The 24,000-nt window shown below is 66.2% G+C and carries 23 protein-coding genes; 12 read left to right on the forward strand and 11 right to left on the reverse strand.

Annotated features, from left to right (window positions below; genetic code table 11):
• Positions 1-1,263: MFS transporter (locus JOY90_RS12760; RefSeq protein WP_291691485.1), on the reverse strand; the 1,263-nt coding region annotated here is incomplete at its 3' end.
• 360 nt (positions 1,264-1,623) lie between these two features.
• Between JOY90_RS12760 and JOY90_RS12765 the strand changes: the two genes are divergently transcribed.
• From JOY90_RS12765 to JOY90_RS12790, 6 genes are all read left to right on the forward strand, one after another.
• Positions 1,624-2,685, forward strand: coding sequence for a serine hydrolase (locus JOY90_RS12765; RefSeq protein WP_291691486.1), 1,062 nt, complete (start codon positions 1,624-1,626; stop codon positions 2,683-2,685).
• A gap of 291 nt (positions 2,686-2,976) precedes the next feature.
• A complete protein-coding gene (locus JOY90_RS12770) occupies positions 2,977-3,438 on the forward strand; it encodes a (2Fe-2S)-binding protein (RefSeq protein WP_291691487.1) in 462 nt (153 codons plus the stop codon).
• Positions 3,439-3,450: 12 nt separating this feature from the next.
• Positions 3,451-5,622, forward strand: a complete 2,172-nt coding sequence (locus JOY90_RS12775; RefSeq protein WP_291691488.1) for a xanthine dehydrogenase family protein molybdopterin-binding subunit — start codon at positions 3,451-3,453, stop codon at positions 5,620-5,622.
• 2 nt (positions 5,623-5,624) lie between these two features.
• Positions 5,625-6,968, forward strand: coding sequence for a cytochrome c (locus JOY90_RS12780; RefSeq protein ID WP_367276920.1), 1,344 nt, complete (start codon positions 5,625-5,627; stop codon positions 6,966-6,968).
• A gap of 109 nt (positions 6,969-7,077) precedes the next feature.
• A complete protein-coding gene (locus tag JOY90_RS12785; RefSeq protein ID WP_291691490.1) occupies positions 7,078-8,016 on the forward strand; it encodes a dihydrodipicolinate synthase family protein in 939 nt (312 codons plus the stop codon).
• 293 nt (positions 8,017-8,309) lie between these two features.
• Positions 8,310-9,218 (forward strand): MBL fold metallo-hydrolase, encoded by a 909-nt coding sequence (locus JOY90_RS12790; RefSeq protein WP_291691491.1) that lies wholly within the window; start codon positions 8,310-8,312, stop codon positions 9,216-9,218.
• A 39-nt stretch (positions 9,219-9,257) separates the two neighbouring features.
• Here JOY90_RS12790 and JOY90_RS12795 read toward each other — a convergent pair whose 3' ends face one another.
• The 9 genes from JOY90_RS12795 to JOY90_RS12835 all read right to left on the reverse strand — a co-directional run bounded on the left by JOY90_RS12795 (position 9,258) and on the right by JOY90_RS12835 (position 15,038).
• The gene (locus JOY90_RS12795) at positions 9,258-10,064 is read right to left on the reverse strand and encodes an alpha/beta hydrolase (protein ID WP_291691492.1); all 807 of its coding nucleotides are present in this window, start codon (positions 10,062-10,064) and stop codon (positions 9,258-9,260) included.
• A gap of 65 nt (positions 10,065-10,129) precedes the next feature.
• Positions 10,130-10,630 carry a 3-keto-5-aminohexanoate cleavage protein gene (locus JOY90_RS12800; RefSeq protein WP_291691493.1) on the reverse strand — a complete coding sequence of 167 codons (501 nt, stop codon included), beginning with the start codon at positions 10,628-10,630 and terminating at the stop codon, positions 10,130-10,132.
• Between the two features lie 87 nt (positions 10,631-10,717).
• Positions 10,718-10,864, reverse strand: a complete 147-nt coding sequence (locus tag JOY90_RS12805; protein ID WP_291691494.1) for a hypothetical protein — start codon at positions 10,862-10,864, stop codon at positions 10,718-10,720.
• A gap of 202 nt (positions 10,865-11,066) precedes the next feature.
• Positions 11,067-11,675, reverse strand: a complete 609-nt coding sequence (locus JOY90_RS12810) for a glutathione S-transferase N-terminal domain-containing protein (RefSeq protein ID WP_291691495.1) — start codon at positions 11,673-11,675, stop codon at positions 11,067-11,069.
• Positions 11,676-11,694: 19 nt separating this feature from the next.
• A complete protein-coding gene (locus tag JOY90_RS12815; RefSeq protein ID WP_291691496.1) occupies positions 11,695-11,898 on the reverse strand; it encodes a TOBE domain-containing protein in 204 nt (67 codons plus the stop codon).
• Positions 11,823-12,533 (reverse strand): ABC transporter ATP-binding protein, encoded by a 711-nt coding sequence (locus JOY90_RS12820; RefSeq protein WP_291691497.1) that lies wholly within the window; start codon positions 12,531-12,533, stop codon positions 11,823-11,825. The genes JOY90_RS12815 and JOY90_RS12820 overlap by 76 nt, the downstream gene beginning before the upstream one ends.
• Entirely contained in the window at positions 12,500-12,766 is a 267-nt protein-coding gene (locus JOY90_RS12825; protein WP_291691498.1) for a hypothetical protein, read from the reverse strand. Before JOY90_RS12825 ends, JOY90_RS12820 begins: the two co-directional genes overlap by 34 nt.
• Positions 12,756-13,877, reverse strand: coding sequence for an amino acid ABC transporter permease (locus JOY90_RS12830; RefSeq protein ID WP_291691499.1), 1,122 nt, complete (start codon positions 13,875-13,877; stop codon positions 12,756-12,758). Before JOY90_RS12830 ends, JOY90_RS12825 begins: the two co-directional genes overlap by 11 nt.
• A gap of 3 nt (positions 13,878-13,880) precedes the next feature.
• Entirely contained in the window at positions 13,881-15,038 is a 1,158-nt protein-coding gene (locus JOY90_RS12835; protein WP_291691506.1) for an ABC transporter permease subunit, read from the reverse strand.
• A 112-nt stretch (positions 15,039-15,150) separates the two neighbouring features.
• On the opposite strand from JOY90_RS12835, the gene JOY90_RS12840 reads away from it, so the two are divergent.
• The 4 genes from JOY90_RS12840 (at position 15,151) to JOY90_RS12855 (ending at position 19,100) form a co-directional block, all read left to right on the forward strand.
• Positions 15,151-16,026, forward strand: coding sequence for a MurR/RpiR family transcriptional regulator (locus JOY90_RS12840; RefSeq protein WP_291691500.1), 876 nt, complete (start codon positions 15,151-15,153; stop codon positions 16,024-16,026).
• A 5-nt stretch (positions 16,027-16,031) separates the two neighbouring features.
• Positions 16,032-17,381 (forward strand): aspartate aminotransferase family protein, encoded by a 1,350-nt coding sequence (locus tag JOY90_RS12845; RefSeq protein ID WP_291691501.1) that lies wholly within the window; start codon positions 16,032-16,034, stop codon positions 17,379-17,381.
• A 12-nt stretch (positions 17,382-17,393) separates the two neighbouring features.
• Positions 17,394-18,404, forward strand: a complete 1,011-nt coding sequence (locus JOY90_RS12850; protein WP_291691502.1) for an amino acid ABC transporter substrate-binding protein — start codon at positions 17,394-17,396, stop codon at positions 18,402-18,404.
• Between the two features lie 66 nt (positions 18,405-18,470).
• Positions 18,471-19,100, forward strand: coding sequence for an aspartate/glutamate racemase family protein (locus tag JOY90_RS12855; RefSeq protein WP_291691503.1), 630 nt, complete (start codon positions 18,471-18,473; stop codon positions 19,098-19,100).
• 23 nt (positions 19,101-19,123) lie between these two features.
• On the opposite strand, the gene JOY90_RS12860 is transcribed toward JOY90_RS12855, so the two are convergent.
• Positions 19,124-20,722, reverse strand: coding sequence for an FAD-binding oxidoreductase (locus JOY90_RS12860; protein WP_291691504.1), 1,599 nt, complete (start codon positions 20,720-20,722; stop codon positions 19,124-19,126).
• A 238-nt stretch (positions 20,723-20,960) separates the two neighbouring features.
• On the opposite strand from JOY90_RS12860, the gene glk reads away from it, so the two are divergent.
• Complete coding sequence (gene glk, locus JOY90_RS12865; protein ID WP_291691507.1) at positions 20,961-21,929, forward strand: glucokinase; 969 nt, start codon at positions 20,961-20,963, stop codon at positions 21,927-21,929.
• A gap of 222 nt (positions 21,930-22,151) precedes the next feature.
• Entirely contained in the window at positions 22,152-23,579 is a 1,428-nt protein-coding gene (locus JOY90_RS12870) for a caspase family protein (protein WP_291691505.1), read from the forward strand.
• Positions 23,580-24,000: the final 421 nt, after the last annotated feature.

A 24,000-nucleotide genomic window follows, 5' to 3' on the forward strand; every position in this document is an offset into this window, starting at 1 on the left:
GAACAGCGACGGGAACAGGAAGATCGCCAGGAACGACGGCAGCTTCACGAACATGTAGGCGAAGCCGCTGGCCGTGCCGCGATAGCGCGGCCGCGCCACCATGGTCGGAATCGTCATGCAGTTCGATGCGTCCCAATAATGGCCCCACAACATGCCGGCGGCCGCGAATGGCAGGATGTATTTGTGGTCGGTGTAGAGCGCGGCGGCCGCGATCAGGAGCGACACCAGCACGATCGCAAAGCCGGCAATGCCGATGCCGCGATGGCCGATCTTCGGCGTGAGCTGTGGCCCGACCCAGCCCGAGATCGCGGCAAAGCAGAACAGCACCATGGTGACGAGATTGTTGCCGAGCGTGCTCGACACCCCGACCATGGTAAACAGCACCGGGAGATAGAAGGCGAAGGTCGAGAACTCGCTCGCCTGGGCGAAGCAGGCGATCCAGCCATAGAGCGTCGCGTGCCACCGGATCGGATCCTGGCGCAGATCGGCAAGGAAGGCGGCGGTGCGCGGCTTTGGCGGGGTCACGTCCTGATCCGGCAGCATGTCGAGCCGATCGTTGTACATCTGCCGCGCGACCTCCTTGGCTTCGCGGAAGCGGCCCTGCTGCACCAGCCACACCGCTGTCTCCGGCACGTCGTGACGCATGATCAGGATGATCAGCGCGGGCAGGGCGCCGAGGCCGAGCGTGACGCGCCAGACGATCTCGTGATCGAGATTGGCGATCAGGAAGATCGCGATGACCGCGAGCGTCAGCACCTCGCCGATCGCGAACATGAACTGCCAGCGGTTGCCCATCACCTCGCGGTCGCCCCTGGCCATGGATTCCATGATGTAGGTGTAGCCGGTCGAGATGTCGCTGCCGAGCGGCATGCCGAGCAGGAAGCGGATCACGACGAGCCAGGTCACGTCGGGCACGAAGGCCTGCGCCAGCGCCAGCACGATGAACATGATCATCGTCACCAGGAACATCACGCGGCGGCCGATCTTGTCGGAGAGCCAGCCGCCGATCAGCGCCCCGATCAGGGCGCCGCCCTGCGTTCCCGCGGCCGCGAGCCCGAGCAGGAACGGATCAGGGTTGTACTGGTCGCGGATGAAGATCAGGACGAAGGCGATGGAGTAGAGGTCCCAGGCCTCGACCAGGATCGAAGCCATCATCAGCCAGCCGACCTTGTTGCCCTTGGGGCTGTAATTCTGAACCAGGTAGCGGACGGCGTTCTGCATGACCGCCTGCTGCTGTGGCGGCAAGGCTGCGGCTGTCGACATGTTTCTCTCCTGTCTGGCTCCGCGCTGTCTCGGTTGACGTGACCGGCAACGGTTTGCTGCCGCAATCGAGCAGGCCGGGGTCGTTTGCCGTTCCATGGCCCCGCACATGTGATCCCTAAGTCGATCAAGCCGTGGTAGATTACAAGGGTTGCGCGGAGCGTGTCGGCTGAACACCGCAAGTAGCGAGGAAGCGGGGAGGGCGAGGGGTGAGGATGACGTCCATCGAAACCCTGCGCATGGACGAATGAGTGTGCCGTGGGTCCGATGGCAATCATCGCGATGAGATGTCGCTGTTGCATCACGGCGGCCGCAGGTCTTGTCCTTCTGATCGCAGTCCTGTTCGGCCTTCCGCGAGCCGCCGTGACGGATCCCGACATGGCCGCCAAGGTGCGCGACATCGTTGCGGACGACATTGCTCCCGTTGCGGTCGAGAATGATGCGGGCGGACTCGCATCGGCCGTCTCCGTCGCGGGCCACACCTGGTTCTTCAACTACGGCCTCGCGAGCCGGTCGGACAAGCGCAAGATCACCTCGGACTCGCTGTTCGATCTGGCGTCCGTCCGCAAGGTGTTCGATGCGACGCTGCTCGCGCTCGGAACGATCCGCGGCGAGGTGAGGCTGGACGATCCCGTCAGCAAATACGTCACGGAGTTGCAGGGCGACTATATTCGCAGCGTCACGCTCGGGCAGCTCGCGAGCCACACGTCCGGCCTCCTGCTGCCGACCGATCACCCGCCATGGCCCGGCAAATCATACTCGCTTGCCGAGTTCATCGACGTCCTCAACGCCTGGACTCCACAGGCAGAGGAGCAGCCCGGCAAGCAGCGCATCTATTCGCATGCCGGCTACGTGCTGCTGCAGCTCGCGCTCGAGCGGCGCTACGGGATTCCGGTTCGAGAGCTGATCGAAAGCCATGTTCTGAAGCCGCTCGGCATGACGGCGACGCTGCTTCCCGAACCTGGGCCAAACGGTCGGTCGATCCTCCCTCCGGACGTGATGCAACGCGTGGTGCAAGGCTATCTCTACGACGGCACGCCGATTGGCATGCCGGGCAGCCAGCACAGCTATTATGATTTCGCCGGCACCGAGCAGATGTTCTCCTCGGCGCGCGATCTCGCCATCTTCCTAAATGTCTGCTTCGGTGGCGGTGCGGCCGACCCGCAGTTGCGTGAGGCGCTGGAAATGACCCAGCGTGAGATGATCCGCATCAGTCCGAAATTCGGGCAGGCGATGGCCTGGGAAACCGTGCATGTGGACAGCATCACCATTGTCGACAAGCCCGGCGGTCTCAACAACGCTTCGGCCTATATCGGATTTGTGCCGGCGCACAGGGTCGGCGTGGTCCTGCTCGCCAACCGCAGCGATTTTCCCTACGAGATCGCCCGCGACCATCTGCTGTCCGCGCTGTCGCGGCTGCCGTGAGCCGAGATCACGGATTTGTGCACCGGCGCGATTCAGCCGTAAACGACCGCTAGGACGTTCGTTCGTTTTGGCAAAACCGCCCGTATGGCGGATTGCACACGGCGGATGATTTGAGGATCATCCCGCCAGCCGAACGTGCGGAGCCGTGCCTCCAGGCGCCGGGGTGGTGCCTTTCTATGACGACCGACATGTCATATCGCATGGCTCGTCTGCGCGTTGGCGGAGGCTATAGGCGCGCCGCCGAGCGGGTCCTAGATTGCCGGTCGGCGCGCGGGCAGAAAGTGATAAAACATGGCCACTCTCACGATCAACGGAAAGCTTGAGACATTCGACGCGCCGCCGGACATGCCGCTGCTGTGGGTCCTGCGCGATGTGCTCGGGATGACCGGCACGAAATTTGGGTGCGGGATCGCGCAATGCGGTGCCTGCACCGTGCATATTGACGGCAAGGCCGTGCGCTCCTGCGTGCTGTCGGTCGGTGCCGTAGGCAACCGCGAGATCACCACGATCGAGGGCATCGGTGCGACGCCGGCCGGCGCAAGGGCGCAGAAGGCCTGGCTCGATCTCGAGGTGGTCCAGTGCGGCTATTGCCAGTCGGGCCAGATCATGGCGGCGGCCGCGCTCCTGGCGGCGACCCCGCACCCCGACGATGCCGACATCGACGCGGCGATGGCCGGCAACATCTGCCGCTGCGGCACCTATGTGCGCATTCGCGCCGCCATCAAGCAGGCCGCGAACGGACGCCAGTCATGAAGGGAGCGCGCCATGAACGTTCTTGCCAAAACTCCCGAGGTCTCCCGTCGCAGCCTTCTGGGCGGCGGCCTCGCCGGCGCTTTCCTGATCGCCTTCCATCTGCCGGTCCGTGCGTCCAACGAGCCGGTGCAGCCGCCCGATTCGACCGACGGCAAGTTTGCGCCCAACGCCTTCATCCGGATCGAGGAGTCCGGCAGGACCATCCTGGTGATGCCGCAGGTCGAGATGGGGCAGGGCGTCTACACCGCAATCGCGATGATCCTGGCGGAAGAGCTCGACGCCGACCTGACCCAGGTGAGCCTCGAGCACGCGCCGCCGAACGACAAGCTCTACGGCAACCCGACTTTCGGATTGCAGGTCACCGGCAACTCCAATTCCATCCGCGCGTTCTGGAAGCCGTTGCGGGCCGCCGGTGCAAATGCGCGGGCCATGCTGATAGCAGCCGCCGCGCAGCAATGGCAGGTCGAGCCGGCGAGCTGCACCGCTTCGAAGAGCAAGGTGATCCACACCGAGAGCGGGCGAAGCCTGTCCTATGGCGAGCTCGCGCTGGCCGCGAGCAGCCAGCCGCCGCCGAAGGACGTGCCGCTCAAGGACCCGAGCCAATTCGTCTATGTCGGTCAGCCGCTGAAGCGTTTCGATACGCCGGACAAGGTCAATGGCAAGGCGGTGTATGGGATCGACGCGATGCTGCCCGGCATGAAGTTCGCGACCGTCGTGGCCTGTCCCGTGTTCGGCGGCAAGGTCGGCACGGTCGACGACACGGCTGCGAAGAAAATTCCCGGTGTGCAGAAGATCGTCGTGCTCGACGACATGGTGGCCGTGGTCGGCGACCACATGTGGGCGGCCAAGAAGGGCGCAGACGCGCTGCGGATCACGTGGGACGAAGGCGCCAACGCCCGCATCGGCTCGAAAGAAATCTGGCAGGACTTGCGCTCGGCCAGTGAGAAGGACGGCGCGGTCGCGAAGTCCGTCGGCGACATCGGCAACGGTCTTGCCTCCGGCGAGAAGTTCGAGGCGTCCTTCGAGCTTCCCTTCCTGGCGCATGCGGCCATGGAGCCGATCAACGCCACCGTCCACTTCCGCGGGGACTCCTGCGAGGTCTGGACCGGAACGCAGATCATGACCCGCGTGCAGTCGGAGGTCGCGAAGGCCGCGGGCCTGCCGGTCGACAAGGTGATCGTCAACAACCATCTGCTCGGCGGCGGCTTCGGCCGCAAGCTCGAGCCCGACATGGCAGTGGCCGCCGTGCGCATCGCCAAGCAGGTGGATGGGCCGGTGAAGGTGGTGTGGACCCGCGAGCAGGACATCCAGCACGACGTCTATCGGCCGGTCTATCGCGACACGATTGCCGCGACGTTGTCCGATGGCAAGATCGCCGCCTGGAAATACAAGGTGGCGGGATCGGCGATCCTGGCGCGCTGGTTGCCGCCGGCGTTCCAGAAGGGCATCGACATCGATGCGATCGATGCCGCCGTCGACATGCCCTACGACATCCCGAATTTCCATGTCGAGTATGTCCATGCCGAGCCGCCGGCGGTGCCGACCGGCTTCTGGCGCGGCGTCGGCCCGAACAACAACGTGTTCGCGGTCGAATGCATGATGGACGAGCTGGCGCACAAGGCCGGCAAGGATCCGGTGGAATTTCGCCGCGCAATGCTCGGCAAGAACCCGCGGATGCGCGCGGTGCTGGACCTGGTCGCGGAGAAGTCCGGCTGGGGGCAGCCATTGTCGCCGCGGGTCGGCCGCGGCGTCTGCGTGCAGCCATCGTTCGCGAGCTTCATCGCGACCGTGGTCGAAGCCGAGGTGGACGAGCGGGGCGAGGTAGAGCTGCGCAAGATCAATTGCGTGGTCGACACCGGCATCGCCGTCAACCCCGATACGGTCATGGCGCAGCTCGAGGGCGGGCTGATCTTCGGGCTGACCGCGGCGCTCTATGGCGAGATCACCATCGACCGAGGGCGGGTGCAGCAATCCAACTTCCATGACTACCGGATGCTGCGTATCGACCAAGTGCCGAAGATCGAGGTCCATGTCGTCAAGAGCGGCGAGCCGCCGGGCGGCATCGGCGAGACCGGCGTCAATGCCGGACCGCCGGCGCTGCGCAATGCGATCTATGCCGCGACCGGCGTGGCGCTGCGGCGCCTGCCGATCGATCGCCGCCTGATCGCGGCGAAGAAGGCGTGAGGCTGAACATGCGTATTCGCATTCTTCTCGGCATCGCCGTCATTGTGCTCGCAGCACTGGGAATCGGCGTCTGGATCATTCGCGGGCCCGGGCCACTCGACTTTTCCGCTGGCTCGAGGGTCGCGCTCGCGGACTATCATGACGCGAAACCGTCCGGCGTTCCGGAGAAGCTCGCGCGGGCGAGCCTCGTCGAGCGCGGAGAATATCTGACGAAAGCCGCCGACTGCATGGTCTGCCACACCACGGCCGGCGGCAAGGAATATGCGGGCGGGCTCGGCTTCCAACTGCCGTTCGGCACGCTCTATTCGACCAACATCACGCCCGACAAGGAAACCGGCATCGGCGATTACAGCGACCGGGATTTTCTCAATGCGCTGCATCGCGGCGTGCGCCGCGACGGCGCGGGGCTGTATGCGGCGATGCCGTTCACGTCCTACGCCTCGATGACGGACGACGATGCGTTGGCAATCAAGGCCTATCTGTTCAGCCTTCCGCCGGTGAAGGCCGTTCCGCCGCAAAACAAGCTCGTTTTCCCTTTCAACCAGCGCTGGACATTGATGTTCTGGTCGGCCGTGTTCAATCGCGACGCGCGGTTTGCGCCCGACACGTCGCAGAGCCCGGCCTGGAATCGCGGTGCCTATCTCGCCGAGGCGCTGGCGCATTGCGGCGAGTGCCATACGCCGCGCAATCTCGCCTTCGCGCTCGACAACCGCAACAAATTCGCCGGCGCCGTCGCGGCCGGCTGGCGCGCCTTCAACATCACCTCCGACAAGGCGACCGGCATCGGCGCCTGGAGCGACGACGACCTCGTGGCCTATCTGTCGCTCGGCCATGCGAACGGCCATGGTACGGCATCGGGTCCAATGGGGGAGGCGGTCGATCACAGTTTCAGCCAGATGGCGCCGGAGGACATCCGCGCTCTCGTCGCATTCCTGCGCAGCGTGCCGGGCCTGACCTCGACCGATCTTCCGGCCACGCCGGCGCCGGCAGCGCCTGCCGGGCACAAGGACGGTGTGACCGCCGATGCGCGCGGCAAGACGGTGTTCGAGGGCGCCTGCGTGAGCTGCCATGGCTGGAGCGGGCAAAGCCCGGTTTCGCCGATGGCGACGCTGACCGGCGCATGGGCGGTCAACGATCCCGGCGGCACCAACGTCGCGCAGATCGTGCTGTCCGGCACCCATCGGCTGACGCCCGATGGCGTGCTCTCAATGCCGGCCTTCGGCAACGCCTATACCGACGACGAGGTCGCGGCCGTCACCAACTATGTGACAGCGCGCTTCGGCGGCAAGGGATCGAAGCTGACGGCGGCCGATATCGCGTCGCTGCGCCAGCAGACGGCGCAGTAACCTATCGCCGAGATCGGCCGAGGGTGGTTGACCCTCGCGCCGATTCCTGGCTTGTCCTAGGGTGACGGGATCGCATCACAATAGCGATGATCGAGCCAGGGGAAACGCCATGCCACCGACCTTTCCGCACGCCGCACGGCCCTATCGCGGGGTGTTTCCGGTGGCGCCGACCATCTTCGACGCGCAGGGCGCGCTCGACCTCGATGGCCAGCGCCGCTGCATCGATTTCATGATCGACGCCGGCTCGGACGGGCTCTGCATCCTCGCCAATTTCTCCGAGCAGTTCGTGCTGACAGACGCCGAGCGCGAGACCGTGATGCATGCGGTGCTGGAGCATGTCGCCGGCCGCGTGCCTGTCATCGTCACCACCACGCATTTCAGCTCGCAGGTCTGCGCCGAGCGCAGCCGGGCCGCCGAGCAGGCCGGCGCTGCGATGGTGATGGTAATGCCGCCCTATCACGGCGCGACGTTCCGCGTGCCGGAGCCGGGCATTTTCGAGTTCTTCAAGCTGCTCTCGGATGCGATTGATATTCCGATCATGATCCAGGACGCGCCGGTGGCCGGCACGCCGCTCTCGGTCGAGTTTTTGGCGCGGCTCGCGAGGGAGTGCGGCAACATCCGGTATTTCAAGGTCGAGGTGGCGCAGGCGGCGGCGAAATTGCGCAGTCTGATCGCGGCCGGCGGCGAGGCGATCGAGGGCCCGTGGGACGGCGAGGAGGCGATCACGCTGATGGCCGATCTCGATGCCGGCGCCACCGGGGCCATGACCGGCGGCGGCTATCCGGACGGCATCCGGCAGATCATCGATCCCTATCTGGCCGGGCGCCGCGACGAGGCCAAGGCGGCCTATGCACGCTGGCTGCCGCTGATCAATTACGAGAACCGCCAATGCGGTTTGCAGACGGCAAAAATTCTGATGCAGGAAGGCGGCGTGATCCAGTCGGAGACCGTGCGCCAGCCGCTGCGGCCGGTCCCCCCGGCGGCGCGCGCGGGCCTGATCGAGCTGGCGCGGCAGCTCGATCCGGTGGTGCTGCGCTGGGGGCGGTGATCGCCTGTACAAGAGGTGCCGTAGAGAGGACTAAGGCGCGAACGCAGCGATGCGCAGCATCGCGCGAAGCGACGTCCCCACCATTGTCTCGACAGCCTGCTCGGAATGGTGGGCACGCTTCTTCCTTTGGGTGGCAGACTTCGGCGCAAGCGGTCGCATTGCCCACCCTACGGATCTGGCGCGTGGCTGGTGATCGGCGCCGCATGAGGGTTGCGAGGCCGGCATTGAGTTTCGCTCAATTTACCCACGTCGTGCGTCAGCTATAGTCGCGTCAGCAGCACAAGGAGCAAGACGTGACAAGACCGATTCCGACCCAACAGGTGCCCGGCGTCTATCACCGCCGGGTCGGCGACATCCTGGTCACCGCGCTGCACGACGGCTACCAGGATTCGCCGATGGCGACGGTGAAAGATATTCCCGAAGCCGAAGCGGTGCGGATGCTGAAGGACAATCTGCGCCCGGCGCCGCGTCGCACCTCGGCCAACTGCTTCCTGATCCGCAACGGCGCGCGCACTGCGCTGGTCGATTCCGGCTTCGGCAAGGTGCGTCCCACCGTCGGCTTCCTGATGGACAATCTCGCCGCCGCCGGCGTCGCGCCCGACGACATCGATGTCGTGCTCTTGACCCACATGCATCCCGACCATTGGGGCGGGCTCGCCGACAAGGAGGGCCGCGCGCTGTTTCCACGCGCAGAACTGAAAATGCATGCCGACGACCATGCCCATTGGCATGACGACGCCGCGATGATGAAGGTCGAGGACTTGGGCCGGCGGAAGATGTTCTTCGCCGACGGCCGCGCGCAGGTTGCGCCCTATCGCGAGCGGATGCAGCTCTTTACCGGTGGCGAGGTGTTTCCCGGCGTCACCACGGTGCCGCTGGCCGGCCACACGCCGGGCCACACCGGCTTCCTGATCGCTTCCGGCAACGCTTCGCTGCTGATCTGGGGCGACATCGTCCATGTGCAGGAATTGCAGGTCGCGCGCCCCGAGGTGACCATGGCGGTCGACGTCGATCCCGCGCGCGCGGTCTCGACCCGCCGCGCCATCCTCGACCGCGTCGCCACCGACCGGCAGGCGATCGCCGGCATGCACATCCATTTCCCAGCATTCGCCCATGTCGTGCGCCACGGCGACGACTACCGACTGCTGCCGGATGCCTGGTCGATGGACCTCGATGGCGATGTCGCGCAGGTCGCGAAATAGGCCGCTGCTTCGATCGCGCGAATGCGATAATGCAAGCAGTCAAAGATCGAGCGGCCGCAGGAAGGCTTCGATCTCGTCGACCAAGAGCTCCGGCGTCTGCAAGGCCATGAAGTGCCCGGAGGGCAGGGTCTTGAACTGTGCGCCGCTGACCTTCGCGGCAACTGCCGCGACGCCCGCTGGTGGACGGTCGCCGTCATGCTCGCCGGCGAGGATCAGGGTAGGCGCCGTGATGCGCGCAAGCGATGCGTCCATCTCCAGCCCGGCCAGCATGCGGAAGGTCGCAGCCATGCCGACGGGATCGGCGGCAAGCCGGGTCAGCTTGACCCGCTCGAACTTTTCAGGGTCGGTGCGCAGCACCGGCGGGTAGGAGCGCGCGAGCCGCTCATCGATCGAGCCGACAAAACCCTCGCGTTCGAGTTCGTCGACGCGCGCCAATGTCGCCGCGCGGCGCTCGACGGCAATGCCGGTCGCGGGCGAGGTCGCGATCACGGCTGCGGTGTGGTCCGGGTAGTCAGCGGCGAATTGCAGGGCAATCGCGCCACCGACTGCGGTGCCGAGCAGCGCGACGTTGGGTGGCGCGCCGGCTGCCTCCAGGATCGCGGCGAGATCGGCAGTGAGGTCGGAGATCGCAAGCGTGCCGCGGAATTTTTGCGACAGCCCGGCGCCGCGCACGTCGTAGCGCAGGATGCGGCGGTGCCGGCCGAGCTGGTCTACCACGAGGTCCCAGCTCTCCAGCGTGCCGCCCATCTCATGGATCAGGACGAGCAGCATGTTGCCGGCACCGCTCAGCACGACGCGCGAGACGACCTCGTTCGCCATCACCCAGCGCATCCCGTTCGCCATCATCGACCGTTCTCCATCCGCAAGCCGTTCCGTCTCACCGGAGCATGCGGAGCTTCGCCGTGCAAGCGCTATGCCGGCATCGGCGCGACCTTCGGCGCGGGATGCGGCAGGCCGAGCCGCTTGCGCGCCTCCTCCGCTGTCGCGAGGCCGATATCGAACTCGTCCATGATGCGGCGGATCTTCTCGATCTGCTCGGCATTGGACTTGAAGAGCCGGCCCGGACGTTCGGTAACGTTGTCCTCCTGGCCGACGCGGATGTTGGTGCCCATCATGGCGCCATAGGCGGCCGCGCGCATGTTCTGTGGGCCCGTGCCGTGGATGAACAGCTCCATCTCCGAGCGGAACAGGTTTTCCGCGGTCTGTTTCATGTGCAGCAGATGCTCGATCGAGGAGGGGATGCCGCCGAGGATGCCGGTGAGGAACTGCACGATGATCGGCTTGTGCATGTTTGTCTTGCGGCCGAGATGATAGTCGAGAATGTAGAGATGGCCGACATCGTAGCACTCGAACTCCATCGGCCCTCGGCGGTCGGTCCCATCGAGCAGGAGAGGTTGATGACGGCGTCGCATTGCTCGCGGATCGCGGAATGAAGCTGTTCCAGATTTCGGGCCGATGATCGGGTTGCCGTCGTCCGGCTGGCGCAGATGCGGAAACAGTCAGCGGGTGGCGACGTTGCCCGAACACATGATGCGCAGCGGCCGGTCGCGCCGCGCATCGCGCAGGCTCGTGGTCGCGGCATCCATCCGGCGGTACGACTCGGTCAGCGCAGTGAGATAGAGCACACTCGCCGGCGTCAGCCGCACCTCGCGATTGCTGCGGATGAAGAGGAATGCCGAGCGTATCCTCCAAGAGCTTGATCTGTCGGCTGACCGCGCCGGGCGTCACATGCAGCTCCTCGGCGGCGAGCGTGAAACTGGAGAGCCGGCCCGCGGCCTCGAAGGCCGCAGCGCGTTCAACGGCGGAAGTTGCCAGCCCATGTCCTGCTCCTTGTCCGGCTGCCGGGGTTCAATAGACTTCCTTGTGAATGGTCGCCTGCATCGAGGGGCGTTCGGCAAAGCGCGCATGCCATTCGGCGAGCTTCGGCCGGCGCTCCCGCCAGCCGTCCGCGGCAAAACGGAAGTCGAGATGGGCGAGCGCCACGGCGACCGCGATGCTGCCGATCGAGAGCGGAGCGAGGTTCTCGGTCTCTGCTTCGAGCACGTCGAGCGTGGCGCCGGTCTTGGCGATGAAGGCCGACATGAAGGCGTCGGACGCGTGCTCGCCGCGCGACTGCTCGCCGAGGCGGGCGACGTTGAAGGCCATGATGCCGTCGCCGAAAGCATGCAGCCGCGCCACCTGCCAGCGCCGCGGCGTTTCGCGCGGGAACAGTTCGCCGCGGCCGAAGGCGTCGTCGAAATAGGCTGCGATCACCGGCGAGTCGATCAGGACCGTGCCGTCGTCGAGGATCAGGGTCGGGATCTTGTTCAGCGGATTCGCGCGCATCACCTCGGCATTGGTCTCCCGCGCGGTGACGTTGACGCGCTCCAGCGTGAGCCTGTCGGCGATGCCGAGCTCATGGGCTGCGACCATGACTTTGCGTGCGAAGGGCGAGCGGGACGACCACAACAGTTTCAAGCAATGACCTCCATGGCCTTCATTCCGACAGCATCACCGCATCGCGGAAGGCGAAGTCGAGCGCGACGCGGTCGCCCACTCTATGTCGCGCGCTCGCGCCCGCATAGGCCTGCAGCGTGCCGTCGCCGGTATCGACCTGGTAGCGGTTCATCGTGCCGAGGAAGCCGGCGAATACGATGTTGCCTTCGAGCCGGTTGGCGTCGGATGGACGCGGCGCCTCCACCGCCTGCAAAGTGAGGTTTTCTGGCCGGATCGAGATACGGGCGTCGGCGGCCGTCGCGGCCGCTGCCACACAGGTGATGCCGCTGCCGCTGCCGACTTCACCTCGCACAGGCCTTCGGGCCGGCTCTCGCCGAGACGGCCGATGAGCCAGTTGGTGGTGCCGACGAAGTCAGCGACGAAGCGGTTGGCGGGACGGAAATAGATGTCCTGCGGCGCGCCCATCTGCACGATGCGACCGTGCGACCTGACGGCGATGCGGTCGGACATTTCCAGCGCTTCGGCCTGGTCGTACGTGACGTACACAGTGATGACGCCGATCTCCTGCCGCAGCCGCCGCAGCTCGTTGCGCATCTCCTCGCGCAACGCGGCGTCGAGATTGCTCAGGGGCTCGTCGAGCTGCAAAAGGCGCGGCTTGCGAACGATGGCGCGCGCCAGCGCCACGCGCTGCTGCTGGCCGCCCGACGGCCGCGTCGCGGAGCGGCTGCCGAACCCCTGCAGGCTGACACGGGCAAGCGCCTCATCGACCAGGCGGCCGATTTCGCCGGCCGTGAACTTCTCGTCGCGGGCGACGCGCAAGGGAAAGGCGACGTTCTCGAACACGCTCATATGCGGCCAGATCGCATAGGACTGGAACACCACGCCAACCGGCGCAAATTCATCGGCACGGTGATGCCGCGCGCGGCATCGAAGAAGATCTCTTCTCCGACCCGGATCGTGCCGCGATCCGGCTGCTCCAGGCCCGCGACACAGCGCAATGTCGTGGTCTTACCGACACGAGGGTCCGCTGCAAGCTTCAGCCACGCGATCGGCGCGCCATCGGTCATGCTGATCGCGGCTTGAGTTGTTCTCAACTGTGGCTCAGTTACCATTGCTCTTCGCTCCCTCGAGATGGCGGCTGTAGCGCGACATCGCAAAGCAAAAGACAAAATAGATCGCGGCGACGAACAGATAGACCTCGACGCTGAAGGGCTGCCAGACCGGATCGATGATTGCCGTCTTGGCGGTGGTCAAGAGATCGAAGATGCCGATGATCAGGACGAGGCTCGTGTCCTTGAAGAAGGCGATGAAGGTGTTCACCAGCGGCGGAATGACATGGCGGATCGCCTGCGGCAGGATGATCAGCCGCTGCTTCCGCCAATAGGACAGGCCGAGGGCGTCAGCCGCCTCGTGCTGGCCCCGCGGCACTGCCTGCAAGCCGCCGCGCACCACCTCGGCGAGATAGGCGCCGGCGAACAGCACGATCGCGACCTGGGCGCGCAGCAGCTTGTCGAAATTGACGCCGTCGGGCAGGAACAGCGGAAACATCACGCTTGCCATGAACAAGAGGCTGATCAGCGGTACGCCACGGATCAATTCGACATAGAGCACGCAGAGCGAGCGGATGGCGGGCAGCGTCGAGCGTCGCCCGAGCGCGACCAGGACGCCGAGCGGAAAACCAAAAGCAAGCCCGAAGGTGGCGAGGATCAGCGTCACCGGCAGGCCGCCCCAGCGCTCCTCTGGCACGTAGGAGAGGCCGAAAACGCCGCCCCACATCAACAGGCCGATCAGGATGAGCGCCACGGCCCACACCGCCAGAAGCTCGCGCCGCCACCAGCGCGGCCGGGTCGACAGGTAATACAGCGCGATGAAGATCAGGGTTGCGAGTGCCGGCCGCCACTGCTCGTCATAGGGAAAAGTGCCGAACAGGATGAAGCGGAGTTTCTCGGGGATCACGGCCCAGCAGGCGCCGAGCCCGCGCGCCGCGCGGCAGGCGCTGCTGTTGCCGCTGGGCTCGGTCCAGACCGCGTTCCAGATGCCCCATTGCACGAGGCTGAAGGCAAGCTTGATCAGCAAGGCGAGCAGGATCAGGGTGACGAGAGTCGAGGGGATCGACGAGAACAAATTGCCGCGCAGCCAGCGCAGCAGCGGATTGCCGCCGACCAGTCCCGGGCGCGGACGTTCGGCGCGCGGCAGCTCGGAGGTGTCGACGGCGGTGCTCATGACTCAGCGCTCCGTCAGCGCGATGCGCGCATTGTACCAGTTCATCAGGAGACTGATCCCGAGGCTGATGGTGAGGAACACCAGCATGACCAGCGCGATCACCTCGATCGCCTGCCCGGTCTGGTTCAACGTCGTGTTGGCGACCGAGACGATGTCCTGGTAGCCGATCGCGACCGCGAGCGAGGAATTCTTGGTCAAGTTGAGGAATTGGCTGGTCAGGGGCGGAATGATCACGCGCAGCGCCTGCGGCAGGACGATGTGCTTCAACACGAAGCCCCGGCGCAGGCCAAGCGCGTTGGCGGCATCCCATTGGCCCCTCGAAATGGCCTGGATGCCGCTGCGCACGATCTCGGCGATGAACGCAGACGTGTAGGTCACGAGCGCGATCAGAAGAGCAAAATATTCCGGCGCGAGCGCGAGCCCGCCGACGAAATTGAAGCCGCGCAGCTCGGGCCTGCTGATGGTCCAGGGCACGCCGAGGCCCCACGACAGCACCGCCGGCAGCACGACCACCAGCAGCACGGCATAGGGCCAGGTGCGCCGCTCGCGGCCATCCCGCATCTGGCGTGCGATCTGCCATCGCCGCAGCAGATAGAGGATCACAAGGCCGACCGCGGCAACGCCCAGCACGAGCCATTGTGAAGGGCCGATCGGAATGAACGGCAGCATCAGGCCGCGGTTGGACAGGAATACACCGTCGATCGGATGGAAGGCGCCGCGCGCGGGCGGCAGGCTCTGCATCAGGACGTACCAGAACAGGAGCTGCAGCAGCAGCGGGATGTCGCGCAGCGTCTCGACATAGACCGCCGCCAGCCTCGACAGCAGCCAGTTGGCGGACAATCGCGCAATGCCGATCATCGTGCCGAGCACGGTCGCGAGTACGATGCCGATCACAGCCACGCGCAACGTGTTGGTGACGCCGATGATGAAGGCATAGAGGTAGCTGTCGCGGGGAGTGTAGGGCAGCCAGGCGTCGACGATCGGCATGCCGGCCTCGCGGCCGAGGAAGGCGAAGCCGGTGGCGATGCGCCGGACCGAGAGGTTGTGGACGGCGTTCGACCACAGCCAGCCGACGATCGCCAGCGCGACGCCGACCACCAGGACCTGCCAGAGCAGCCCCTTGAGCTGCACGTTGCCCAGCGAAAGCTGGAGCCGGCTCATGGGCGGGCGTTTCGGCGTCGACACGGCACTGTCCTCCGGATGAAAGAAGGTCCATTTGGCGAAGCGCATTTCAAATGTTGCACCGAACGGTCAAATATGCAACATTTGTTGCATGCCCGAGCGGCCGCTGAAATCCTCGCCCCTGAACCAATTGTGCAGCGCGCTGCCGTCGCTGCCGATGCGGTTGCAGCAGGTTGGCCGCTTTGTCGCCGCCAATGACTATGACGCCACCACGCGCTCGATGCGCGAGCTGGCGTCGGTCGCGGGCGCTGATCCGGCATCCTTCACGCGGCTGGCGAAAGCGATCGGCTATTCCGGCTGGGACGAACTGCGCGCGGCACTGACGGAGGCGCGGCGGCCGGAGCCGGCCGCGCCGTTCTCCGGCCGCGCGCGCGACCGCCGCCGCGGACGGCATGCCGAGGTCGCGCTGATTGCCGACAAGCTGGAGGCGGAAGCGGCGGGGCTTTCGCGGATATCGCCGGGCGCGGTGGCCGCGGCGGCACGAACGCTGCGCTCCGCCCGGCGCATCTGGATCGCGGGCTTCCGGAGCTGCCGCGGTGTCGCGGAACTGCTGAACTACGAGCTTCGCCTGTTCCGTCCCGGCGACGTGCAGTTCGTCGGCGGCGCGTGGCCGGAGGATCTCGACTTCGGCGCCTTCCGTTCTGGAGAAGCCGTGGTCGTGATCGGCTTTGCGCCCTATTCGCGGGCGAGCGTCCTGTCGGCGCGCGCGGCGCATCGTGCCAAGGCGAGCCTGATCGCGATTGCGGATTCGGTCTCGGCGCCGATGGCGGAAGGGGCCGATCATGCGTTGCTGTTCGAAGCGGCGGCTTCGCCCGGCTTCTTTCCAAGCCTCACGGGCGCCCTAGCGATTGCGCATTCACTCGCGGCCGCGACCTTCGTGCTCGGCGGTGCTGCGGCGAAGAAGCGGCTGGAAGCGACCGAGGCGCGGCTCGCCGCCACTGCGCAATATGTTTCCGAGAAAGGTTGACGACGATGAGCGTCCGCGACAGCCGCCTGCTGCACCGAAGCCTGCGCGAGACGCCGCCGATCGCGACCGGCGGCGAGGGGATCTGGCTGATCGGCGAAGATGGCCGCCGCGTGCTCGATGCGTCCGGCGGCGCGGCGGTTTCCTGTCTCGGGCACCAGCATCCGCGTGTACTTGAGGCGATGACGAAGCAGGCGGGCAAGCTCGCCTATGCCCACAGCGCCTTCTTCTCGTCCGAGCCGGCGGAAGCGCTCGCGGATCATCTCGTCGGCCATCAGCCGGGCGGGCTGGCTTATGCCTATTTCGTCAGCGGCGGATCGGAGGCGATCGAGGCCTCGATCAAGCTCGCGCGGCAATATTTCATCGAGAAGGGCGAGCCGCAGCGCCGCCGCTTCATCGCGCGTCGGCAGAGTTATCACGGTAACACGCTGGGTGCGCTTTCTGCCGGCGGCAATGCCTGGCGACGCGAGCCTTACGCGCCGCTGCTGTCCGACGCTTTCAGCCACGTCACGCCGGCCTTCGCATATCACGAAAAGCGCGATGACGAGGCGGAAGCGGATTTTGTCGCGCGCCTTGCGGCCGAGCTCGATGCCGAATTCCAGCACCTCGGTCCCGATACGGTGGCGGCATTCCTCGCCGAGTCCGTGGTCGGCGCCACCGCCGGCTGCGTGACGGCACCGGAGGGCTATTTCCGCGCAGTCCGCGCGATCTGCGATCGATACGGCGCGCTGTTGATCCTCGACGAGGTGATGTGCGGCATGGGCCGCACCGGGACGACCCATGCCTGGGAGCAGGAGGGCATAGCACCCGATATCCAGGCGATCGCGAAGGGCCTGGGCGGCGGCTACCAGCCGATCGGCGCGATGCTCGCGAGCGGCCGCATCATCGAGGTGATCCGCGCCGGCTCCGGCGCGTTCCAGCACGGTCACACCTATCTCGCGCATCCCTTGGCCTGCGCGGCAGCACTCGAGGTGCAGCGCGTGGTTACCGAGGAGAAGCTGCTCGACAATGTGCGCGAGCTCGGCAGGCACCTCGAGCGCCGGCTGACCGAACGCTTCGGCAATCACCGTCATGTCGGCGACATCAGGGGACGCGGCCTGTTCCAGGCGATCGAGCTGGTCGAGGACCGCGCGACACGAAGGCCGTTCGATCCCGCGCTCAAGCTGAACCAGAAGATCAAGGCTGCGGCACTCGCGGGCGGACTTGCGTGCTACCCCATGGGTGGAACGGTGGACGGCAGGAACGGCGACCACGTGCTGCTGGCGCCGCCCTTCATCGCCACGGCCGATGACATCGACATGATCGTCGATCGGCTGGGAGCTGCGGTGGATCGCGTTCTGAAGAGCATTGGTCATTAGAGGGAGGGTGAAATGAGGAAGATCGTCATTGCTTTCGGCCTGCTCGTTACCTCGGCTGCGACGGCTTCGGCCGCAACGCTGGACACGGTCAAGCAGCGCGGCACGCTGGTGTGCGGCGTCTCGACCGGCTTTGCCGGCTTCTCGGCGCCGGACTCGCAGGGCAACTTCAAGGGGCTCGACGTCGACTATTGCAAGGCGCTCGCCGCAGGCGTGCTCGGCGATCCCACCAAGGTGCGCTACGTCGCGCTGACCGCGCAGAACCGTTTCACCGCCCTGCAGTCCGGCGAGATCGACGTGCTCTACCGCAACTCCACCGAAACCTTTTTGCGCGGCGTGACGCTCGGTCTGCGGCAGGGGCCGATCAACTTCTACGACGGCCAGGGTTTTGTCGTGAAGAAGGATACCGGCGTGACCGAGCTCAAGGGTCTCGGCGGCGCCACCGTCTGCGTCGCGCAGGGCACGACACATGAAGTGACGCTCGGCGATTACGGCCGCGCCAACAACATCGACTGGAAGCCGCTGGTGTTCGACCGCGTCGACACCATGTACCAGACCTTTTTCGGCGGCCGCTGCGACGCCATGACACAGGACGCCTCGGCGCTCGCCGGCGCGGTCGCGACCGCGGCGCCCAATGCCGCCGACTACGTCGTTTTGCCGCAGACCATCAGCAAGGAGCCGCTCGGGCCGTTCACGCGCAATGGCGACGAGGTGTGGACCGATATCATCGCGTGGCTGCATTATGGCCTGATAGAGGCGGAAGAGATCGGCGTGACACAATCGAATGTCGATCAGATGGCGAAATCGGAAGCGCCTGCCGTGCAACGCCTGCTCGGCTCGACCGGCGATCTCGGTTCGCGGCTCGGGCTCGACAACAAGTGGCTGCTGCAGGCGGTCAAGGCGGTCGGCAACTACTCCGAAATCTTCGAGCGCAATGTCGGACAGAACAGCCCGCTCAAGCTCGCCCGCGGATTGAACGCGACCTGGAGCAAGGGCGGCCTGATGTATGCTGTGCCGTTCAAGTAACAGGCGCGCAGAATAGCGTGGCGCGGCGCTGGCCGCGCCACCGCAAGTCGATGTACAGTTGGCGTCATGCGCATCGCCCTGATCCATGCCCTGAAGCACTCGATCGCGCCGATCGAGGCTGCCTTCGCGAAGCTCTGGCCGGAGGCCGAGCTGATGAACCTGCTCGACGATTCGCTCTCGGCGGATCTGGCGCGCGACGGCAGGCTCACCGAGGGGATGACCGATCGCTTTCTCGCGCTCGGCAACTACGTCGCCTGGACCGGCGCGGACGCCATCCTGTTCACCTGTTCGGCGTTCGGCCCCTGCATCGAGGCGGTGGCACGTGCGCAGAAGCCGATGCCGGTGCTCAAGCCCAACGAGGCGATGATCGAGGAGGCGGTCAAGCAGGGCCGCAGGATCGGCCTGCTCTCGACCTTTCCCCCGACGCTCGCATCGATGCCTTCGGAGTTTCCGCCGTCCGTCGAGCTCGTGCCGAAGCTTGCCGAAGGCGCGCTGGCCGCGCTCGACCGCGGCGACCGCGCCGAGCATGATCGCCTCGTCGCCGAGGCGGCGAAGGACTTGCGCGGCTGCGACGTCATCGCGCTGGCGCAATACAGCATGGCGCCCGCCGCCGCCGTGGTCGCGGAGGTGTCGGGGCGGCCGGTGCTGACCACGCCCGACAGCGCGGTGCAGAAATTGAAGGCGGCGCTCGCCTGACTTTTGCGGCGACTTGCATTCCGTCACGGATCGAACAGCACCCCCGGATTCAGTATCGACAGCGGGTCGAGCTCTTTCTTCGCGGCGCGCAGCGCGGTCGCGAACAGCTCCGGCCGCTGCCGGTCGTACCAGGGCCGGTGATCGCGGCCGACCGCATGATGATGCGTGATGGTGCCGCCGGCCTCGATCAGCGCGTCGCTCGCCGCATCCTTGATCGCCTGCCATTGCGCGAGCAATGCGCCATGGCGGCCGAGCGCGTGGAAGGAGAAGTAGGGCGCCGGCCCGTCCGGATAAACGTGGGTGAAGCGGCAGGTCACCTCGCCTTTGATCCCGGTCGCGTCCACGATGGCGCGCTCGGTCGCCCCCTTCACCTTGTCGTGGAATGTTTCAAAACGGTCCCAGGTGATGGCGGTCTCGAAGGTGTCGTTGATGATGCCGGCCGGATTGAGGAACTCGCGCGCATAGGGCATGCGGATGAAGGCGTTGCGCCAGATGCCCGCGGCGCCCTGCAGATGCGCATCATCGGCCAGGGCCTCTTCCTTGAGGCCGCCATGGTCGGCGCAGCATTCCAGTGCGCGCGCCATCCAGGCATCGGTCGGATGGTCGCCGGACTCGAAGCCGAGCACCATGATCGCGACGCTGCCGTCGGCGGCACCGGTGTTGTAGGCCTCCTGCGGATCGAGGATGCGGCAGTTCGAGGGATAGAGGCCCGCCTGCGCGATCGCGCGCACGGCGTGCGCCGCCTCGAAGAAGCTGCGATAGCGGATTGAGGCGCCGGCGCGGAATTTCGGCCGCGCCTGCAAGCGCATCCAGGCGCGCGAGATCACCCCGAGCGTTCCTTCCGAGCCGATGAACAGGCGGTCGGGGCTCGGCCCCGCGCCTGATCCCGGCAGGCGGCGCGTCTCGAGCACGCCGCGCGGCGTCACCACGCGCAGGCTTTGGACGAAATCGTCGATATGGGTGTAGAGGCTCGCGAAATGCCCGCCGGAGCGCGTCGCGATCCAGCCGCCGAGCGTCGAATATTCGAAGCTTTGCGGGAAGTGCCGCAGGGTGACGCCATGCGGCTTGAGCTGGCTTTCCAGCGCCGGACCATAGGTGCCGCCCTCGATCAGCGCCGCGCGCGAGGTCAGATCGACCTCGACGACCTTGCCGAGGTTGCGCATGTCGAGCGTGACGGTTGCCTTGTACCTCGCACCATCGACGCGCGGCTCGACGCCGCCGCAGACGCTGGAGCCGCCGCCGAACGGCGTCAGCGAAGCGCCGACGCCGCCCGCCCAATCCATCACCGCCGTGATTTCCGCTTCGCTGCGCGGATAGGCGACCACGTCGGGCGCGCAGTCATAATCACCGAGCATCGCCCGCAGGTAGTCCGGATAGGATTTTCCGAAAGTGTGCGCGGCGCGGTCATAGGGCTCGCTCCGGCAGATCGCGGTAAGCGAATCCGGCGGCGTGATGCGCGGCGCCCGCAGCTTCAGCGCCGCGAGCGGCGGGACGGCGATGGTGTCGAAATCGTCGCGACCGAATTTCTGACGATAGCGGCCGAGCACGAAGGCCTGCTCCTCCGCGCTCATGGCTTCGCCTTCGCGACCCCAGCCGTAATGCTTCAGCCTCGCGTCACCCATGGTCGTTCCCACTGGCTCGTTCCCGCCGTTTCGTTTCGGATGTTGTTGGCCGGTATTGTGGACCACATCGCGGTTGCGGGCCAGCGTCCGGAGCGGCTCGGCACCGGACCCCGGTGCCGGTCTCGGGAGCTGGAACCGGGGCCGGGATGAACTGAACACAATCGGGCGCGTTGAGGATATCCGGCGGATCGCGTATTTGCAGGCTCGAATCGATCTCGGGGAAGACGGCGGCGGGATGATGACAACCAGCGACCAGGTTCTGCTCGCCGACATCGGCGGCACCAATGCGCGCTTTGCGCTTCTGCAACGCGGTGAGATCGGGCCGGTCCAGCACTTCAGGGTCGCGGATTTCGCGACGGTGACCGACGCGCTCACGGCGTTTTTTGCGCGCCATGCAGCCGGCCGGCCGGCCGCATCCGCCGTCCTCGGTGTCGCGGGCACCGTCGAGAACAACCGCTGCGTCTTCACCAACAGCCCCTGGGTGGTCGACGGCAGCGAGCTGCAGGCGAAGTTCGGTTTTGCGATCGCCCAACTGCTCAACGACTTCGAGGCCGTGTCCTGGTCGTTGCCGGTGCTCGCGCCGAACGACCTCCATCCGGTCGGCGGGCCGCGGCCTGCGGTTTCGGGCGCGCCCATGCTTGCCGCGGGTCCCGGCACCGGCTTCGGCGTCGGCTGCTTCGTTCCGCGCAAGGTCGCGCCGATTGCGATCGTTACCGAAGCGGGACACGCGACCTTGCCCGCCATCTCGGAGCGCGAGGAACGGGTGATCGACCAGCTCCGCCGGCGTTTCGGCCACGTCTCGATCGAGCGCGTGCTGTCCGGCTCCGGCCTGGAAAACCTGCATCAGGCGTTGGCCGCCGTTGATGGCGAAACTGCGCCGGCCCGCGACGCAGCCGAGATCACCCAGGCCGCGCTCGACGGCAGCTCCGATCTCTGCCGGGCGGCGCTGGACATGTTCTGCTCGCTGCTGGGCACGGTGGCCGGCAATCTCGCGCTGACCTTCTGTTCCGAAGGCGGCGTCTTCATCGCCGGCGGTATCGTGCCGCGCTTCGCCGATCATCTCGCCGCCTCCAGCTTCCGCACCCAGTTCGAGCACAAGGGCCGGTTCGAGGGGTATCTTCGCAAGATTCCGACCAGCATCATCGTGCGGCCGGATGCCGGCTTCGTCGGGCTCAAGGCGTTCTTCGAGCAGATGAGGCGGGACTGACGATGCCGCGACAGCCCGGGGCAAGCCTGCCGGTACTGTGAACGGCGCGGCCGGCGGCCGAGCCGGACCTGCCATCGCGGAAAGTTGTAGGCGATCGCACCGGCGTGATGATAGATTTCCGCCCGTATTTCGCGCGGCTGGCCGAGATGCTTCAACCTTCGTCCGAGCCCGCACAAGCGGTTTGTGACCGATCGATATCGGGTGCAGATGGGAGGGTGAACCATGCGCCTCGCAATCATTGCATTGTCGCTTTTCGCTCTTGCTGTGGGCTCGACGGCCGCCAGGGCCGACCGCCGCATCGCCTTCGTGGTCGGCAACGGCGCCTACAAGAATGTCACGCCATTGCCGAACCCGCCGGAGGACGCCAAGGCGATGGCCGGCGTGCTGCGCAATGTCGGCTTCGAGGTCGTCGAGGGGAGCAATCTCACCCGCGACGCCATGACCTCGAAACTGCTCGAGTTCGGCAAGAAGTCGCAAGGCGCCGACATCGCGGTGTTCTATTACGCCGGTCACGGCATCGCCGTCGACGGCACCAACTATCTCCTGCCGGTCGATGCCGACATCAAGTCCGAGATGGACGTCAAGCTCGGCAGCGCCATCAATGTCGACCTGACGCTCGACCAGACCTTGAGTGGCGCCAAGGTCAAGCTGGTGTTCCTCGATGCCTGCCGCGACAATCCGTTTGCCGCCAAGATCAAGGCCAATGCGGGCACCCGCGGCGTCTCGGTGCAGCAGGGCCTGGCCGAGATGAAGTCGGGCGAGGGCACGCTGATCGCCTTTGCGACCGGTCCCGGGCAGACCGCGCTCGACGGCCCCGAAGGCACGCATAGTCCCTTCACCCGCGCGCTGATCGACAACGTCGCCAAGCCCGGCCTCGAGATCCAGCAGGCGATGACGGAGGTCCGCGCCGAAGTCAACGAGCAGACCAACAAGGGCCAGCTTCCCTGGGGCCATACCAACCTGATCGGCACGGTCTATCTCAATCCCGCGGCGCCGACGACGGCCGCCGGCGACGCGGCTCCGCCAGCGGCCTCGGCGCCGGCGCCTGCTTCCGTCAAGCCGGAGACGGCCGACGTCGAATTGGAGTTCTGGCGCTCGGTGAAAGGCTCCAACAAGCAGGAGGAGCTCAACGCCTATCTGGCGGCCTATCCGAACGGCCAGTTCAAGTCGCTGGCGCTGGCTCGCCTCGCAGAGTTGCAGAGCGGCCCGTCGACCACGACCCGCAACCTGACGGCGGGGGTCGATCCCGCGACCTTCACCGAGGATTCGAACCAGCTCACCGAGGACCAGATCGGCCTCGACAAGGGCCAGCGGCGCGACGTGCAGCGCCGGCTGACCGGGCTCGGCTTCGACACCAAGGTCACCGGCAAGTTCGATGACGATACGCGCACCGTGATGAAGCGCTGGCAGGCGGCGCGCGGCTATCCCGCGAGCGGCTATCTCAACAAGCTGCAACACAAGGCACTGCTCGGCGAGATCGTCGCCACCGCCGATGCCAGCGCGGCCGATGACGATTCCGACTCGGGCGGTCGTGGCTCTCGCCGCCATCATCGCGGTGGTGGCGGCGGACGCCACACCTATCACGGCGGCGGAGGGCCGCCGGGCGGCTTGATCGGCGGCATGATGGGCGGCTTCTTCGGGCATCGGTGAGCGGGCCTACGTTGCGACGAATCGTAACTGGTAGGGTGCGCTAAGGAGCGAACGCGACGATGCGCAGCATCGTCGCGGAGCGACGTGCCCACCATTGGGTCGACAGCGTTGCTCCGGGATGGTGGGCACGCTGTTGCCTTCGTGTGGCGGGTTTCTGCGCGAGAGGCCCGCTTTGCCCACCCTACGGCACCGCAGTCAAATCCAGATCTACATGTCAAACAGCATTCGATGTCGTCGCCCGGCTCGACCGGGAGATCCAGTACGCCGCGGCCTATCGATCCAGGCATTGACGCCTCTGGAATGCTGGATCGCCCGATCAAGCCGGGCGATGACAGTGGAGCGTGTGTAACAGGGGAGGACCGTGCAACGGGGGAAGACATGCGATCGCATTCTCGCGACGGGATTCGTCCGAGTCTTTCCA

The organism is Bradyrhizobium sp. (genome assembly GCF_019242285.1).
Lineage (GTDB): Bacteria > Pseudomonadota > Alphaproteobacteria > Rhizobiales > Xanthobacteraceae > Bradyrhizobium.